Annotated in this window: 18 protein-coding genes; 8 read left to right on the forward strand and 10 right to left on the reverse strand. The window is 61.4% G+C overall.

Annotation, left to right across the window (positions count from 1 at the left end; translation table 11 throughout):
- Positions 1 to 99 precede the first annotated feature (99 nt).
- The gene (locus tag ATE48_RS04530; RefSeq protein WP_066768231.1) at positions 100 to 522 is read left to right on the forward strand and encodes a hypothetical protein; all 423 of its coding nucleotides are present in this window, start codon (positions 100 to 102) and stop codon (positions 520 to 522) included.
- On the opposite strand, the gene cysS is transcribed toward ATE48_RS04530, so the two are convergent.
- On the reverse strand, positions 519 to 1,895 hold the full coding sequence (cysS, locus tag ATE48_RS04535) for a cysteine--tRNA ligase (protein WP_066768232.1): 1,377 nt from the start codon (positions 1,893 to 1,895) through the stop codon (positions 519 to 521). The genes ATE48_RS04530 and cysS overlap by 4 nt on opposite strands.
- A 187-nt stretch (positions 1,896 to 2,082) precedes the next feature.
- Between cysS and folE the strand changes: the two genes are divergently transcribed.
- A complete protein-coding gene (gene folE / locus ATE48_RS04540) occupies positions 2,083 to 2,697 on the forward strand; it encodes a GTP cyclohydrolase I FolE (RefSeq protein WP_066768234.1) in 615 nt (204 codons plus the stop codon).
- A 56-nt stretch (positions 2,698 to 2,753) separates the two neighbouring features.
- Here the strand turns inward: folE and ATE48_RS04545 are convergent, their stop codons facing one another.
- Positions 2,754 to 3,680 carry a DUF817 domain-containing protein gene (locus ATE48_RS04545; protein ID WP_083197154.1) on the reverse strand — a complete coding sequence of 309 codons (927 nt, stop codon included), beginning with the start codon at positions 3,678 to 3,680 and terminating at the stop codon, positions 2,754 to 2,756.
- 55 nt (positions 3,681 to 3,735) lie between these two features.
- Between ATE48_RS04545 and ATE48_RS04550 the strand changes: the two genes are divergently transcribed.
- Both ATE48_RS04550 and ATE48_RS04555 read left to right on the forward strand, forming a co-directional pair.
- On the forward strand, positions 3,736 to 4,836 hold the full coding sequence (locus ATE48_RS04550) for an FAD-dependent oxidoreductase (RefSeq protein ID WP_066768236.1): 1,101 nt from the start codon (positions 3,736 to 3,738) through the stop codon (positions 4,834 to 4,836).
- Positions 4,837 to 4,878: 42 nt separating this feature from the next.
- Complete coding sequence (locus ATE48_RS04555; protein WP_066768238.1) at positions 4,879 to 5,073, forward strand: hypothetical protein; 195 nt, start codon at positions 4,879 to 4,881, stop codon at positions 5,071 to 5,073.
- Between the two features lie 2 nt (positions 5,074 to 5,075).
- On the opposite strand, the gene ATE48_RS04560 is transcribed toward ATE48_RS04555, so the two are convergent.
- Positions 5,076 to 6,923: an alkaline phosphatase D family protein gene (locus ATE48_RS04560; protein ID WP_066768240.1), complete on the reverse strand. Its 1,848-nt coding sequence runs from the start codon at positions 6,921 to 6,923 to the stop codon at positions 5,076 to 5,078.
- A 145-nt stretch (positions 6,924 to 7,068) separates the two neighbouring features.
- Between ATE48_RS04560 and ATE48_RS04565 the strand changes: the two genes are divergently transcribed.
- From ATE48_RS04565 to ATE48_RS04580, 4 genes are all read left to right on the forward strand, one after another.
- Complete coding sequence (locus tag ATE48_RS04565; RefSeq protein WP_066768242.1) at positions 7,069 to 8,136, forward strand: RluA family pseudouridine synthase; 1,068 nt, start codon at positions 7,069 to 7,071, stop codon at positions 8,134 to 8,136.
- A gap of 114 nt (positions 8,137 to 8,250) precedes the next feature.
- Positions 8,251 to 8,505: a hypothetical protein gene (locus ATE48_RS04570; protein ID WP_156767597.1), complete on the forward strand. Its 255-nt coding sequence runs from the start codon at positions 8,251 to 8,253 to the stop codon at positions 8,503 to 8,505.
- A gap of 249 nt (positions 8,506 to 8,754) precedes the next feature.
- Positions 8,755 to 9,669, forward strand: a complete 915-nt coding sequence (gene rpoH / locus ATE48_RS04575) for an RNA polymerase sigma factor RpoH (RefSeq protein WP_066768245.1) — start codon at positions 8,755 to 8,757, stop codon at positions 9,667 to 9,669.
- Positions 9,670 to 9,748: 79 nt separating this feature from the next.
- A complete protein-coding gene (locus tag ATE48_RS04580; RefSeq protein WP_066768246.1) occupies positions 9,749 to 9,949 on the forward strand; it encodes a hypothetical protein in 201 nt (66 codons plus the stop codon).
- Positions 9,950 to 10,002: 53 nt separating this feature from the next.
- Here ATE48_RS04580 and ATE48_RS04585 read toward each other — a convergent pair whose 3' ends face one another.
- The 7 genes from ATE48_RS04585 to ATE48_RS04615 form a co-directional block, all read right to left on the reverse strand.
- Positions 10,003 to 10,629, reverse strand: a complete 627-nt coding sequence (locus ATE48_RS04585; protein WP_066768247.1) for a Yip1 family protein — start codon at positions 10,627 to 10,629, stop codon at positions 10,003 to 10,005.
- A gap of 84 nt (positions 10,630 to 10,713) precedes the next feature.
- A complete protein-coding gene (locus ATE48_RS04590; protein ID WP_066768248.1) occupies positions 10,714 to 11,850 on the reverse strand; it encodes a Yip1 family protein in 1,137 nt (378 codons plus the stop codon).
- Between the two features lie 50 nt (positions 11,851 to 11,900).
- Complete coding sequence (locus ATE48_RS04595; protein ID WP_228126788.1) at positions 11,901 to 12,542, reverse strand: Yip1 family protein; 642 nt, start codon at positions 12,540 to 12,542, stop codon at positions 11,901 to 11,903.
- A gap of 65 nt (positions 12,543 to 12,607) precedes the next feature.
- The gene (locus ATE48_RS04600) at positions 12,608 to 13,897 is read right to left on the reverse strand and encodes an adenylosuccinate synthase (RefSeq protein WP_066768251.1); all 1,290 of its coding nucleotides are present in this window, start codon (positions 13,895 to 13,897) and stop codon (positions 12,608 to 12,610) included.
- A gap of 54 nt (positions 13,898 to 13,951) precedes the next feature.
- Positions 13,952 to 15,310: a patatin-like phospholipase family protein gene (locus tag ATE48_RS04605; protein WP_066768253.1), complete on the reverse strand. Its 1,359-nt coding sequence runs from the start codon at positions 15,308 to 15,310 to the stop codon at positions 13,952 to 13,954.
- Between the two features lie 51 nt (positions 15,311 to 15,361).
- The gene (locus ATE48_RS04610) at positions 15,362 to 15,946 is read right to left on the reverse strand and encodes an acyloxyacyl hydrolase (protein WP_066768255.1); all 585 of its coding nucleotides are present in this window, start codon (positions 15,944 to 15,946) and stop codon (positions 15,362 to 15,364) included.
- A gap of 59 nt (positions 15,947 to 16,005) precedes the next feature.
- Complete coding sequence (locus ATE48_RS04615; protein ID WP_066768257.1) at positions 16,006 to 16,608, reverse strand: acyloxyacyl hydrolase; 603 nt, start codon at positions 16,606 to 16,608, stop codon at positions 16,006 to 16,008.
- Between the last annotated feature and the right edge of the window lie 31 nt (positions 16,609 to 16,639).

Raw genomic sequence — 16,639 nt, forward strand, 5'->3', positions numbered from 1 at the left:
GCCATAATCTCCTGCCCTTGCCCTGCGATCATGCGGACAGGTTGGGCGAAGAGATGGCGGAATGCGCTCGCTTGCGATAGGCTGGCGCGGGGTGACGCGATGTTTCCGGCAAGCACAAATGATCAATATCGCGGCGCCGCCGCCTCAGCATGGTTTCTGGCGCTGCTCGCTGTCGGCTCGATCGTGCCGGGCTGCATTCATTACTTTTTGCCCGACGGCGGCGCGGAGGTCATCGCCGGCCTCGACCTCGGCGCATCGCGTTCGCTCGTGATCGGCGTGTTTGCATGGATGGGTGCAACGCAAATTGCCTACGGCCTCGCGCAACTCGCCATCGCGCTGCGCTACCGGCCGCTCGTGCCATTATTTCTGCTGCTCGCGCTCACCGAACGCACGCTTGCTGCGATCGCCGGCTGGATCACCAAAGCCGCCGGCGCCGCGCACCACCCGCCCGAACATTATGCGGTGGTCGTGCTTGCACCGATCATTCTAATCTTCTTGGTGCTGTCGCTCCGCCGGACCTAGCCCTTGCGCCGCCAAGTGCTGCCACTGGCGCTATCCATGACTTCGACCCCGCGCGATGCGAGATCGTCACGTAATTTGTCGGACAACGCATAATCCTTGGCGGCGCGCGCAGCGACACGCTCGGCAACCAAGCGGTCTATCTCGGCGGCTTCTTCGCCGAAGCTCGCGCGGAACCACGTCTCGGCATCGCCCTGCAGAACGCCAAACATCTTTGCCGCCGCCAAAAGCTCGCCCTTCGCTTTTGCCATATCAGCGGGTTTCTTGGCGATGTTCGCCGCGGTCGCCAGCACTGAAAGCTCGGCGATCGCCGCCGGCGTGTTCAGATCATCCGCCAGCGCCTCGATGATTGCAGCAGGCGCTTCTACGTCTGCGGCCTCCACATCTTTCAGGCGCAGCACTGCGCCATAGAGACGATCCAAGCTCGCTTGCGACTGCTTCAACAAATCGTCCGACCAATCGAGCGGGGCCTTGTAGTGTGCGCTGAGCAGCGCCCAGCGGATCGTCTCACCCTGCCAACCCTGCTCCAGCAGTTCACGCGGCGTGATGATGTTGCCAATGGACTTGGACATCTTTTCCTTGTCCATCGTCAGGAAGCCGTTGTGCATCCAGACGCGCGCCAAGGCATGACCATGCGCGGACTCGCTTTGCGCGATTTCGTTTTCGTGGTGCGGAAAGATGAGATCGATGCCGCCGCCGTGAATATCGATCGGCGAACCCAACCCCTCCTCGATCATGGCCGAGCACTCGATGTGCCAGCCGGGGCGTCCTGCGCCAAATGGCGCCTCCCAGGAAGGCTCACCCGGCTTCACGCTTTTCCAAAGCGCAAAGTCAGACGCCGATCGCTTGTCGTCCTCGCCCTCGACGCGCGCCCCGGCTTTGAGATCATCTTGCGCGCGACCCGAAAGCTTGCCGTAATCCTCGTCAGCCGCGACCGAGAAATAGACACCGCTCGGCACGACGTACGCGGCGCCATTGGCGATCAATTTCTCAATCACCGCGATCATGGCCGGCACGTTCTCGGTCGCGCGCGGACGCAAGCTCGGCGTCAGCACATTGAGCGCGCCCATGTCAGCTTCGTATTGATCTTCAACCGCACGCGTAATGTCGCAAATCGGCACCCCGCGCTCGATCGAGGCGGTGATGATCTTGTCGTCGATGTCAGTGTAGTTGCGCGCGTAGATGACGGCGCTCTCGCCATAGACGTGCCGCAGCAGGCGAAAGAGCGTGTCGAATACGACCGGCGGGCGCGCATTACCGATGTGCGCCACGTTATAAACGGTAGGTCCGCAGACATACATGGTCACCCGCCTTGGATCGGTCGGGGCAAACGGCTCTTTTCGCCGCGTCAACGTGTTGGTGAGCTGGATATTCATGCGGGGTGGGTTCTAGCGGGAGCTTGTGCTACACTCCATATCCGTCGTGGGGTGCATTGTGGCCCCATTGCCTGAGGGTGAATCTTCGGGCGGGCGTTAAGTCCGGGTGTCCGGTTGGTGCGTATATGCACTCGGAACCCTCCCGGCTCGACCTCCGTCCCTCAGACTTAAGGACACTGCCCCCGTAATGAGTGAGATTCTAAAGTGGCGCTCGCCTGAAGAGGCTGAGCAAAAGCGGCCCTCGCGCGAAGCGGCGATGGAGGCTGTGCGTACGCTGATCGCCTGGGCCGGCGACGACCCCGAGCGCGAAGGCCTGAAGGACACCCCAAAGCGCGTCGTTGACGCCTACCGCGAGTGGTTCAAAGGCTATGACGAATGCCCGGCCGACGAACTCAACCGCGTGTTCGAAGATGTCAGCGGCTATGACGACATGGTCATGCTGAAGAAGATCGACGTGGAGAGCCATTGCGAGCACCACATCGCGCCGTTCCTCGGCAAGGCTTACGTCGCCTATCTGCCGACGGACGCCGTGGTCGGCATCTCCAAAATCGCGCGCGTCGTCGAAATTTTCGCCAAGCGCCTGCAGACCCAAGAAACGATGACCTCGCAGATCGCGCAATCGATCGAAGAGACGTTGAAGCCGCGTGGCGTTGCCGTGCTGATCGACGCTGAGCACCAGTGCATGAGCACGCGGGGCGTCCATCATAAGGACGTCACGACGGTGACCACCCAATTCACCGGCGCTTTCAAGGATGACGCCGAACTGCGCAATCGCTTCTTGAAGCTCGCCGGCTACGGCTGAACTTTGGCGCCAATTGAATGAAAGGGCGCGGCGCAAGTCGCGCCCTTTTTGTTGAACTAGATGTCGGCGGCGACACGCTGAGCATTTGGCGCGCGCTTGGGTTGGCCGGCATCGAACGCCGCCGCACTCATCCGTTCGGGCTTATGCACCAAGGTCGTCAGCACAAAGCTCAGCAACATCAGCAGGTACCAAGCGCCCATCTTCTCGATCGGAACGATGTGCCAGCCATCGCGCTGGCTTGGATAGACCCATGCCGCGGCAAAGGTGCCCGCGTTCTCTGCAAACCAGATGAATAGCGCGACCAACAGCAGGCCCACAACCATCGGCATCCGGCGCGGCGTTCGATCGGGGGAAAACACGAACCAGGCGCGACCAAAGATGAGCGCCGAAAACGCAAACAGCCCGAGCCGAATATCGATCGTGTAGTGGTGGCTGAAAAAGTTGATGTAGGCGAGCAGCGCGAGAAGCCAGGTCGTCCAGAGTGGCGGATAGTTGATGTATTTGATCTCGAACAGGCGTGTCGCGCGCGCAATGTATGAGCCGACGCAGGCATACATGAAGCCGGAGAAAAGCGGCACACCGCCGATGCGCAGGAAATTATCTTCCGGATAGCTCCACGAACCGTGTGCGGTTTTGAATATCTCCATGATCGTGCCGACGACGTGGAAGATCAAAATGACAATCGCCTCTTCCCAACGCTCAAGCTTGGTTGCGAGCAACAAGCCCTGGATAGTGACAGCGGCGAGCACGAGAAAATCGTAGCGCGCGATCGGCGCGTCATCGGGCCAAAGCAGGTGCGTGCCGACCAGCAACACAATCATCGCGCCGCCGAACAGGCACGCCCACGCCTGGCGCAGCCCGAACAGCAAAAACTCATAGGCCCAGCCGCGCCACTTGGATTTTTCGGCCCAGGGTCGCGCCCAGGCGTCGAAGGCCTCGACCCGGCCCTTGATTTTATCCTTGAGACTGCGGGACTCACTCATGGGCCGGACGCTAACCGCTTTCCAAGCGCCGGTAATCCCGCGTAGACGGGGCAGAATGAAGGTCGCGGTCGTCGGACTTGGCATTGCGGGGCTGAGCATGTGTGCTCGGCTGGCGCTCGCCGGGCATGAGGTGACCGGGTTCGAGCAATTCGACCCCATGCACGAGCGCGGCTCCTCGCATGGCGACACCAGAATTATGCGGCTGACGCCTGGCGAAGGCGAAATTTATGTCGCCCTCGCGCGCCGCGCCGCACCGGCTTGGCGCACCTGGGAAGGCCTTGCCGATCAACCCCTGATCGAATGGACAAGTGGCCTGATGGCGGGTCCACGCGGTTCGCCGTTCGTCGAAGCGTGCCAGCGCCTAAGCCGCAAGCCCGCGGCGCTGCTGCGCGGCGATGCGATCCACGCCATGACGCGTGGCTACATCGCGATGCCCTACGAATGGCAGGTCTTCAGGCAGGAGGATGCCGGCGTCGTCGGCGCAGACGCAGCGCGCATGTTTCTATTGAAGCAAGCGCCGCGCTGGGGCGCGCGGCTCATCCACAAAGCGAAAATCGAGGCGCCGATCGAGGGGCTTACGCTGAAGATCAACGGCGAAACACGAAACTTCGACGCCATCATCGTTGCCTCGGGCGCATGGGGCGGAAGATTGCTGCCGGAATTTGCCGGTAAGCTGGCGGTGCGGCGGCGTGTGGTCGCTTGGTTCGAAACTGAATCGCCAAAAATGCTGCCGGTGATTTGCATCGACGATGATGTCGGCACGTTTGGCATGCCTGCGCCGCGCGGGCTTTATAAGATTGGCCTCCACTCCGTGGGCGGTGCAACCGACCCAGACGACGTGCGCGAACCCGATGCAAGCGATGGGGCATTGTTGAGCGAGCACGCCGCACCGCTTCTGCCGAAGCACAACCCAAAGCCCGTGCGCATGCAACGTTGCCTCTACACCGTGACGCCGGATGAGAACTTCCTGATCGCACAGAGCGCCGCACACGAACGAGTGCTCATGTTCTCCGCCTGCTCCGGACACGGGTTCAAATACGCGCCGATATTCGGAGAGCTTGCGCAAGAATGGCTGATGGGTTCCCCTTCGCCAGAACTCACCGCATTGATGAATCCTGGCCTAAATGTAAATCGATTGGGCGCGCCAAAGACCTAATGCGCCACATTGTGGTCGCATCCGGTCACGAGACTCGGGTGCATGAACGCAGAGCAATTCATCTCCACCGCCGACGCACTGCGCGATAGCGCATTGCGCTCAGGCGCCGACGTGAACGCGTCCAACTACCTCGTCCACGCCGCTTTGTTGCGTGCGTTGCGTGAGCAAGCCTTCGAGCAGCTCGCGCCAGATGTACTCGCGCGCGAGATCGAGCGCGAACGGCGCAAGCTCAGCTAGCTCTAGGCTTCCGTTATTGGGCCGATGCCAGGGCCAGGCTCGGGCGCCACCGTGTACGCAGCGACGCGCGTCGTCTCATATTCTTTCGACAGAATATTCGACACCGAGAAAAACTCCGCAATCGCCGCTTCGCGCGTGAGCGTCAGCAGCAGGAAGCCACGATGTAGCGGGTCGGTGTATTTCACGTGCGGATTGCGCGCGCGGACGCCGCCGGCGAAATCGATGCCGAATGGCGCGAAATATTCGCCATCGCCCGGCGAGGTGATCGACGTCGTTCCGAACTCAACCCCGATCCGGCCTTGTTCATCGTTGAGCTCATTGGCCCACGCCGTGTGCGTATCACCTGTCAGCACAATCGCATTGCCCTGCGCCGCGCGCAGCGACGCATAAACGCGCGAGCGCGCCGTCGGGTATCCGTCCCAGGAATCCGTGTTGAGTGGAAACGGAAACCGCGTGAGCTTCAGTTGCTGCTTCACACCCGGCAACAAACGCTCCAGCGCATCCGCAAGCGGCGCCGGCGTTGCCGAAAGATCAGGCGCGTTGAGCGGCGCCATAAGGATCTGATTGCCGAGCACCTGCCAGGTCGCACCGCCGCGCACGGACGTATGCAGCTCATCAGCAAGCCATTGCTCTTGCGCCGCGCCCATCAGCTGACGATCCGGCGCGCTCAACAATTGATTAAGCGCCGGCACGTCTGGCGCGATGTAAAAGCCCGCCGGCAAATCCTTGGGCTCAGTCACCAAACTCTGCGCGCGCCGCCAATCCAGAACGGGGCGCGTCTCACCGCCCACGACCTCATAAATGCGCGGCAAACGCTGCATTACCGGCACATCAGGCTCACCATCGCGGATCGCGACGGGCGCTGCCGGATTGGTGAAGTTCCAGCGCTGCAATTCGATCGGCAGCTGCGTGTTGTAATCAAAAGGCTCAGTCCGCGCGAGCAGACGCGTCTCCACCATGATCAGCGAGGCGAGCGTACCGTACTTGAACGAGCGATTGATCGCCTCAAACGCCGCGCCCGGCTCAGGGTCGCGGATCGGCATCCACTCATAATAGGCCTGCAACGCCGCCTGCTTGCGGTTCGCCCACTGGCCCTCGCCCTGATTGTGATTTTCAGCGCCTGTGGCGAACGAGTTGTTGGCGGTTTCGTGGTCGTCCCAAACCACGATCCACGGCGCGATCGCGTGCGCTGCTTGCAGCTCCGTTTGAGTTTTGTACTGCGCATGACGGGCGCGATAATCGCCAAGGCGAATGCACTCCACTTCAGGCGAGGGAATACGGCCAAGGCGCGTCGCGACGTCGCCGCCATAACCGGCAAGGCCGTACTCGTAGATGTAATCGCCCAGATGCACGACCGCGTCGATGTCATCGCGCTCAGCCAGCGCCTCGTAAGCATTGAAGAAGCCGTGCGGGAACGACGCGCACGAAACCACCGCGAACTTCACCTGATCGAGATCGCCTTGCGGAAGCGTGCGGGTCTTGCCGATCGCGCTCTCGGCAGATCCTGCGCGGAAGCCGTAGAAGTACGGCGCACCGGGACGAAGCCCGGTGACGTCGGCTTTCACCGTGTAATCACGCGCTTCATTGGTCTCGACGATGCCGGTTTTCACAACATCGGTGAGTTCGCGATTGCGCGCCACAATCCAGCGAACCGGCACCGATCCCGGGTTTTCGGGCGACACCCGCGTCCAGATAATGACCTTGTTGGCGGTTGGATCGCCCGAGGCGACGCCGTGGCTAAACGCTACCGCGCCCTCGTAAGCAGGCGTCTCGACGTTTTGCGCGCAAGCAGCGACAGCGCCCGTTGCAGCAGCCAGCGCTCCGCGGCGCGTCAATCCCCGTATCGCCATAGCGTCCTCCCGCGCCTCTTTTGAACCCTCGGCCCGACTCCCACAACCGTCATTCCGGGCGCGCTTGCGCGATGGCGACCCCGAGGGCAAACGCACCAGCCTTATGGCGCCCTGCCTTCTGGGTTCTCGCTGCGCGGGCTCTGGAATGACGCAGCGGGATGAAGTCGCTAGTGAGGCCCTTGTGGAAGACGACGTTGAACCGAGCACTGAAGGTGAAGTGCGTGACGCGGTAGCGCCCGCAGGCGCGGGCGAGCGCGTGGATGCTTGGCTGGCGAAGCTATGGCCGGACCTTTCGCGCTCACGCGTGCAGGGCCTCATCGGCGCAGGCAAGCTCACCGTCGACGGCGCGCTCGTAACCCACTCAAAGGATAAGCCCCGCGAGGGCGCCCGTTACGAACTGACATTGCCGCCGCCCGAGCCCGCAGCGCCCCTGCCCGAAAAGCTGCCGCTCAACATCGTCTTCGAGGACGAGCACTTGATCGTGGTGGACAAGGCGAGCGGCATGGCCATGCACCCGGCGCCCGGATCGATGCGCGGCACGATGGTCAATGCCTTACTGGCGCATTGCGAAGACTCGCTCTCCGGCATTGGCGGCGTCGCGCGGCCAGGCATCGTCCACCGCATCGACAAAGACACCACCGGTCTTGTCGTGGTCGCCAAACACGACGCAGCGCATACAGGCCTCGCTAAACTCTTCGCCAAGCACGACCTTGAGCGCGTCTATTATGCCGTGACGCGCGGCGCGCCGACCGAGCGGAGCGCACGCATCGAAAACAAGCTCGTCCGCTCAAGCGAAGATCGGCGCAAATACGTCGTCGCGCGCAATCCAGAGACTGAAGCAGGCAAAACCGCAATCACCGATTATTGGACCGTGGAAAGCTACGGGCAGCAAAGCGGCGCTTCGGTCGGGCGTGCGGCAGCTGCGCTCTTGGAGTGCCGGTTGCACACAGGCCGCACTCACCAAATTCGCGCGCATCTGGCGCATCTTGGCTGCCCGCTCATCGGCGATCCGCTCTATGGCAAGCAGCGCGCCTTCAAGGCCGACGGACCCTTCGCCGAAGAAGCTGCTGTTGCAGTAGCGGCGTTCCCACGTCAGGCGTTGCACGCGGCGGTTCTCGGCTTCAAGCATCCCATTAGCGGCGAGACATTGCGCTTCGAGAGCGAACTCCCAGGCGACATGACGGAGTTGCTCGCGGTTCTGCGCAAACTCTAAGTTCCAGCAGGGAACATGTCATCTGCGTCTCGTGCGCCACAGCGAAGCGAAGTAGCTTTCCGGCGCTGCAAGAACGGGCGGAACTTCATGTCAACACTTCCCAACGCTGACCGCGTGCTCACGACCGTGGGCGGGCTCGCGCTGTTCGCGCTCAACGAGGTGCGAATGTTCCGCTCACTGCCGCGCGCGCCCGATCCGGGCAATGGCCAGACCCATGCGGCGACCATCCAGATCATGGATGCTGCAGCCCCGATTTATTTAAGCTTGGTTGATTTGACCGTGCGCTGGGGCCTCGCCGCACTCGTGGTCGCCCTCTCCCTTTGGGCCCTCGCCGAAACGTTTGGGAAACAGCCGCAGACGGCAAATTGACCCTTGAACCCCAAGGCCTTGGGGCCATCTACAAACGTTCCGGGCGCTGATTCTAGCAGTTGATTTCGTTTCGCTTGCCGAATCAGTGCGTTCTCTTTATGTTCTATCACTAATAATTGCCTACCGCCGGCCACGGCGTGGGCTTGAATGGCTCCCTATATAAGGGGTCACAGCGGCAACCCGATTGCGCTCTCGCACGTACTAGAGAGGCAACCAGACTTCCCGCCTTAGGAGGGGTCCTAATACTCGATGGCATCTACCGCGCTCACACTTGCACTCAGCCCGGAGCAAGGGCTGCAACGGTATCTCTCAGAGATCCGCAAGTTTCCGATGCTCACCAAAGAAAACGAATTCATGCTGGCAAAGAGCTGGCAGGAGCACGGCGACACCCAAGCCGCGCACCAGTTGGTCACGTCCCACCTCCGCCTCGTGGCGAAGATCGCCATGGGCTATCGCGGCTACGGCCTGCCGATCGGAGAAGTCATCTCCGAAGGCAATGTCGGCCTTATGCAGGCTGTGAAGAAGTTCGACCCAGATAAGGGTTTCCGCCTCGCGACGTACGCGATGTGGTGGATCCGCGCGTCGATCCAGGAATACATCCTGCGCTCATGGTCGCTCGTAAAGATGGGCACCACCGCCGCACAGAAGAAGCTGTTCTTCAACCTCCGCCGCATGAAGGGCGAGATGGCCGCGCTTGAGGAAGGCGATCTCCGTCCCGAACATGTCGCGACCATCGCCCACAAACTGGCGGTGACGGAAGAGGAAGTCATTTCCATGAACCGCCGCATGAGCGGCGGCGGCGACGCCTCACTCAACGCGCCCATCGGCGGCGCCAGCGGTGAAGGCGATAGCGAATGGATGGACTGGCTCGCCGACGATTCAGTCGAAGGCACACAGGAAACGCGCCTCGCCGAGAACGAAGAGTTCAGCGAACGCATGACGCTTCTCCAAGAGGCCATGGGTGAGTTGAACGAACGCGAACGCCACATCATCCAAGAGCGCCGCTTGAAGGATGAGCCTGCAACGTTGGAAGAGCTTTCAGTGCAGTACGGCGTCAGCCGCGAGCGCGTGCGTCAGATCGAAGTGCGCGCGTTTGAGAAGCTGCAGAAGGCGATGAAGAAACAAGCCGGCTCGCGCGGCCTGCTGACAGACGCAACCGCCTAACGCAAACAACGGCCCTGCCCTGGGCTATCGCCGCGGCGTTCTCACGAACGTCGCGGCGAACTTTTTTGCGCGGCGCGCGTTGCAGACGAATTCCGGGCGCTCGCCCGAGCTCAGCGTCGAGGCCGACGACGCGGCAGGGCAAGGGGGCGTTGCAGCAGTGCTCGCTGCGCTGGTTGCGCCGATCGCCGGCCTATTGCCGTTTGTGGATCTAGGCCTCGCAGAGGACGCCAACTGCGCCGCGCTACTCGCCGATCGCAACACGACACGGCGCGAAGGTTGAATCGGCCAGTGTTGGCCGCGCTTGGCGGCCAACAACTTCGCGACATTCCAGATTTAGCCGAACCCCGGCGCCGCGCCTACGCCAAGTGGCCCACGCACCAGTCCCATTAGAACGTTGAGGATGACGCCGGCGATGATGGCGACCACAATAATGCTCAGGAAGTACCCGATCCGCTTGTCCTCAGGCGTCTTCATCATCTTCGGCAGGCCGACATAGATGAGATAGAGCGAGTAAAGCCCTACGATGCCGAGCATCGCAATCGGCGGGAAAATCGCGAACACGCCGGCAAGAAAGCCTGCGGTCGATCCATAGGCAGCGAGCTTGTGCGCCTGCCCCATATTTTGCTGTGAGCCGAATGTAGGCGCCAGCGCATTGGCGATAAACGCCATCACGAACACGCCAACGAGCCCCATAACGACCTGCATCACCGCAGTCACGGCGCCGGTCACCATTGGCACGCGATATGTCGTGCCGAACAGATTCAAGCCGAACACGGACATGCCGATAAAGCCGCAGATCGCGCCCAACACCGCAAGCGGCAGCACATAGCCCATGTAGATCTTGTTCACGTCCGCGGGTTCCGCGTCGATCTTGTCCCACTCCGCCTGAGGCGTGAGCAGGATGTTCTTCACACGCTCAACGAGCCCGGCTGTAGCGGCGCTTGATGGATCAAATGTCATCACGCTCTCCCTGTGGCTGACTCGCCCATGCTAGGAGCGCCGGGAGACCTCTCAAACTCAAATCGCGCGCCGAGAGGTGGGAACTCAGCGGCCGTACATGGTTTCGAGACGCGGAAGGCCGATGGTTTCGATAGCGGCACGCGCCTGATCCATCGTGACGCGCCCTTCAGCAATCATGACTACGCCTCGGCCGATCACAACATAGCGCGCGGATTGGGCGCCAACCTCTTCAGCGTAAAACCGCCCATCGATCGATTGCGTGCGCGCATAGCCGCCTTCATTTGGGCCATCCGGCTTGATCGCTAGCAACGTTGCAAACGCGGCCGGATCGACATCGTTGCTGAACTGAATGATTGCGAGCAAGAGCGCCGCGCCTTCGGTGCGATAGACGGCATCGGCGCGGGAGACGCCGCCGCGTTGCGCGTACGTCACCGATTGACGTGCAAAGCCGCTCGGCAATGTATCTGGAAACTGCTCTTCAAGCCGCGCCGCATCGATGAGGAGCATCGTGGCGTTGGCTTGCGAGAGACGGCTGATCGCGTCTTCAGCCGCGGACGTTATAGGCAGGGCCGGTGGCGGCGGTGGCGGCGCAACAGTTTCGATCGCGTCGCTCAACGCATCTCGCCCAGTATTGATAAGCGGTCCCACGAACGTCGCGAAAGCCGCGACAACGACAATCGCAACACCCACGATCGAGAGCGTGAAACGCGGTACGTTATTTTCTGGATCCGACACCGGCATAACGGGCTGAACGCCCAGCGCGAGCAAGACAAACGCGTAGATGACGCCAGCACCCACGACCACGCCGGTGATAGGCGGCGCGATTGCAGCGAGCCCAGCGACCAAGATCGGAGTCGACGCGTACGCCGCAAGTTGCCCAGCGCGCCCACTGTTTGCTTCAGCGCCGAAGCGTGGCGCCACCATATTGATGGCCCAGCCGGCGATCCGCACGCAGAGCACGGCAAAAACGACATAAAGCGCCGCTGACACGGCCTTCCACACCAAGGCGGCGTTGATCTCAAAAACGCCTGCATAAAGCACGCTCGCAACAAACCCGGCGACGGCGCCGATGACGGCGAGCGGCAACACATAAGAGCCGATGAGCGGGAGGGGCTCTTCGCCGGCGATACGCCGCCACTCCGAAACCGGACGGATCAAGATGTCGCGCGCCCGCGCCATCAAGCCCGACCGTTCACCCGTATAGAGCGCGTCTGTGGTCATGAGCGCCTCCCACGCCTCATGCTAGGCGGTGAAGGCGCAGAGGCAAGCCTTTAAGCTACGCAGCTCGCCAACGAGAAGAGCACGATGGCCGCTACGAGCGCAGCAACAGTAACGCTCGCCGCGTAGCTCAACGCGCGGTCCTCCGGCGACTTCATCAAGATCGGCAGCCCGCGATGCATGATGTAAACCATCGCTGCGAGCGCGAAGAGCGAGATCCACCAGAGCGGCGGCCAGAGCGAGAACACGCCAGACAGAAACGACGGCGTCAGCGAATAGGCAGCGATCTTTTGAGCGTTGAGCTCGTTACGATCGCCATCGAACGTATCGGCCAGCACATTGACCAGAACGCCAAGAAAATAAACGAGCCCGATGCTCACGACCCAGGTGACGACGGCGCGCACGAGCGCCTCACCCGGCTCGATCGTCAGCAAACGATTAAAGAGCGCCGAGCCGATCAAATCGCAAACAGGCGGGATCGCCGCGAGCGGCGCGACATAGCCGATCAAGATACGCGGGATCGTCGTCTCTTCGGCCTTGATCTGCTCCCATTCCTTTTTCGGCTCGCGCAGCAAGCCGTAAGCACGTGAGAGAATGAACTCAGACTTCCGCAGCGCCTGCTCGGCGCGCGCACGCGCTTCTTCGACGTTGAAGCGATGGCCCTTGGGCGGCGTGTTTTCGTTGTCAGCCGACATCGATTTCTCCTCGGGCATCCTATCGCCGGTTCGCCATGCGCGCCACGCTTTCGCGTCCCAAGCGCCTATGCCTTGAACGGGTCGCGCATCAGGATGACGTCATCGCGTTCCGGGCTAGTGGACACGATCGCCGCCGGGCAACCGATCAGCTCTTCGATGCGGCGGATGTACTTGATGGCGTTTGCCGGCAAATCCTTCGACGTGCGCACGCCCTGCGTGGTCGATTTCCAACCCTCGAGCGTTTCGTAGATCGGCGTGACGGCAGCTTGATCTTTCAAACTGGCCGGCAAATAATCGATCACCTTATCGCCGAGCTTGTAGCCGGTGCAGATTTTGATCTCATCGAAGCCATCGAGCACATCGAGCTTTGTAAGCGCGATGCCATCGATGCCCGAGAGCGCGATCGATTGGCGCACGAGAACGGAATCGAACCAGCCACAGCGGCGCGCGCGGCCGGTATTGGTGCCGACTTCGCGACCGACTTCGCCGAGGCGTTTGCCGTTTTCGTCATTCAACTCAGTCGGGAACGGACCTGCGCCGACGCGCGTCGTGTACGCTTTCACCAGTCCCAGCACATAGCTGATCTTACGCGGGCCAACGCCCGAGCCTGCCGAAGCCTGTCCAGCTGCAACGTTAGACGAGGTCACGAACGGATAGGTGCCGTGATCGACGTCGAGCAGCATACCCTGGGCGCCTTCGAACAAGACACGCTTTGAATCTTCGAACGCGGCATTGAGCACACGCCAAGCCGGTTGTGCATATTGCAAAACCTTTGGCGCGATCTCGGCCAATTGCTTCTTCAGCGCCGTCACATCGATCTCGGGCAGATCGAGGCCCTTGCGCAGCGCGTTGTGGTGCGCGGTCAGACGCTCGATTTTCCAGCTGATCGCTTCTGGGTCTGCGAGATCGGCAACACGTATTGCACGGCGGCCAACCTTGTCCTCGTAGGCGGGGCCGATACCGCGCTTTGTAGTGCCGATCGAAGCGACGCCAGCCTGCGCTTCGCGCGCGGCGTCGAGATCACGGTGGAACGGCAAAATCAGCGCGGCCTGATCCGACAGCACCAGCATCTTCGGGCTGATCTTCACACCCTGCGCTTCGATCTTCTCGATCTCGCTCGCCAGCGCCCAAGGATCGACGACAACGCCATTGCCGATGATCGACAGTTTACCCTGCACGACACCAGAAGGCAGCAGCGCCAGCTTGTAGGTGGTGTTTCCGACAACGAGCGTATGGCCCGCATTGTGGCCGCCCTGGAAGCGCACAACGACGTCCGCACGGTTGCACAACCAGTCAACGATCTTGCCTTTGCCCTCGTCGCCCCACTGGGCTCCGACGACGACTACGCCAGCCATTACACGCGCTCCTTAGAAGTGCGTTGCGTGTCCGCTTCGGCAGCGTCCGTCAAGTCAAGCTTGGGGTGGCGAATCAGCCGGAGGCGCCTCAGGCGCGGGCGGACTCGCAACTGGCGCCGCCGGACGCCACGGATCGAACTCCGCCGGCGGCCAATCGGGGCCAATCGCGGCGCTGGTGCGCACATGGGCGTCGGTTGAGTCGCGATGGATCAATTGCGCCGCGCCGAGCGCCTCCCCGGTGCGATAGAGGATATCCAGAAGCTCCCTGTCCTTGATGTCGAGCTTACGCAGCTGTTCGACCTGCTTGGGCTTCATCTCATGGCCGAGCAGGCTCTCGATATGCTCAGGCCGGCGCTCATCTGCTTCAGCGACTTCCAGACGCGCATCGTAACGCTGGTAGGTCAGCACCGGCTTTGACGTCAGCAATTGCGTCGCGGTCTGCATCCGCACTTCCGAATTCACGTACCAAGGAAAGCGTGGGTTCGAGAGCATTTGCAGCGTCGTGATCTGCTGTTGACAGATATCGTGGTTGTAGCCTTCGAGCGCGGCCATCACCTTACTGGAATAAGCGAGCTTGCGGAAATCACCGATCGACTTGGCGCTTGAGCGACGCTTGCGATTGCGCTTCTCGAAGCGCTTGCGGACATAGCCCGTACCGACTGACCAGATCAGCAACTTATCTTCACCGGTCGCCCAGTTGAATCCGAACGCAGGCTCCGTCACGGTGAGCAGCAATTGCAGCGCCGGATTGTTGTTGGGGCTGACACCGCCATCGAAGAAGTGCGCGTAGCCCGAAACGTTGCCGCGCTTATCGCGCGTCAGCGGCACGCGCACATCGGCAAAATATGTCGGCGCGGCAGCGGACGATTGAACCAGATCGCGCAGATAGAAATCCGAGTTGGCGATGCCATCGCTTCCAGACTTGGCATCGAAATAGCACCAGTCCGGGTTGTTCACGAGAATCCAGGCCGAGCCGCTATCGATGCGTTTGGCGTGAATAGCGAGGCCCGTCTGCAAGTCCTCTGAGTTCAGCATGCGGTCGCCGAGATATTCGTTCAGCGCTTGCGTCAGCGCCTTGTTCTTGAACGCCGGGATCAAAACACGCAGCGGCCCCGGCACTTGCGGACGCTCGAAAATCGCAGGCAACAGCTTGAAATAGAGATCAACGACTTCGCTTACGCGCCATCCCAGCGCCAGCGTCGTCGCTATAATGGCGCCGGTGGAGGTTCCACCAATGAGATCGAAATAGTGCGAGAGGCGGAATTTGTCGCCCTGCCCGCTGCGCTCAGCGAGGCGCCGCTCAAGCTGCGCGAGAACCCCAAGGCTCAGCAGTCCGCGTGAGCCGCCGCCATCCAACGCCAAAACACGCTTCGGACCTGGCCTTTGAAACCTTTCGCGCAAATGAGCGCCCATGAGCGTCCCCCTTCTGGAGCACTTCCGTCAGCGGCGCAGCGCCGCCCTTGTTCAGCCGCCGAGCTGATAGCCGATACGGATGCCGAGCTGATCGACGCCCTGATTGTGCCCGCTGCCGATAATTTGGCCATGGCTCAGGTGCTCGAAAAAGATCTGCCCCTCCCATGGACCTTGAAAGTCATGCGTGAGGCCGATCGATGTGCGGAAAAGATCTTCCGAACCAAGCAGCAAATGTTGTTCGGAGAACGCCGTGTTCTCCGGCGTGCCTGGCGTGTACGGATTTTCTGTCTCGCCGTCGTGGATAACGTAACCAAGACCCGGCTCGATCGCCCAGTTCTCGGCGAACTCCCAGCGCCATTCGAGACCGAAGCCGGCAAAGCTCGTGTCACCGGCCGTGTTGACCGAGGCCATGATGTAGGGCTGCGGCGCGCCGGCCCAATTCAGAAAATCCGGCGAGTCAAACGAGACCTGAAACTCGACGTTCGGTCCGTCTTCCTTGTCCGCGTTCTTGCAATCGGTGACGCAGATATTGTGCTGCATCACGCCGACGTGGATTTCATCGATGCCTGCATGGGCTTGCGGCGCGAGCGCCATCATCGCGCCAAAAGCAGCAACCCCAGCACCCGTCACCCGCATGGTCGTCCCCTGAATTTGAGGCGCCAACCTAGCCCGGGCGCGCCTCATTAGGGAAGCGCTCAGTCCTGCGCTGTGTCGGGGTCGAAACGGTAGAGAAAGCGCAACCCGACGTAATCGAGCCCTTGATTTCGGCCTTCATCGAGAATTTGGCCGTGGCTCATGTGCTCCCAATACAGCTGCATGGCGGCTCGATCACCGAACTCGCGCTCCAGCGCAAATGTCGTCCGGAACAAGTCGCGGGAACCTAGCAGCTGATTGTCCGCCTCGAACGCAATACCTTCGGGCGAGCCTTCCGGATACGGGTTATCGATCTCACCGTCGTGGATGATGTAGCCAAAGCCCGGCTCAAACGCCCACCCGTCCGCCAATTCCCAGCGCCACAGAACGCCGACGCCGCCAAAGTTCACGCCGTCATCTTCAGTCGCGATCGAGCCAAAAAAGTACGGGCGCGGCGAACCGATTATGTTGAGAAAGTCGGGCGAATTGGAAACGAACTCAAGCTCGACATTCGCGCCCTCATGCTTGCCCTCAACGATCTCGCCGTGATCGTCGCGGATGTTGCCGACCGCGCCGACGCGAACTTCTTCAATCTCCGCATGTGCAGGCATCGTCATGACCGCGATCGCCAAGAGCAGCGTCGAGCCAAGCACCTTCAATTTCATGCGTTTCCCCTCGCGGCCGCTATTCCCGGCT

Origin of the sequence: Candidatus Viadribacter manganicus, assembly GCF_001679665.1 — a bacterium.
GTDB classification, from domain to species: domain Bacteria; phylum Pseudomonadota; class Alphaproteobacteria; order Caulobacterales; family Aquidulcibacteraceae; genus Vitreimonas; species Vitreimonas manganica.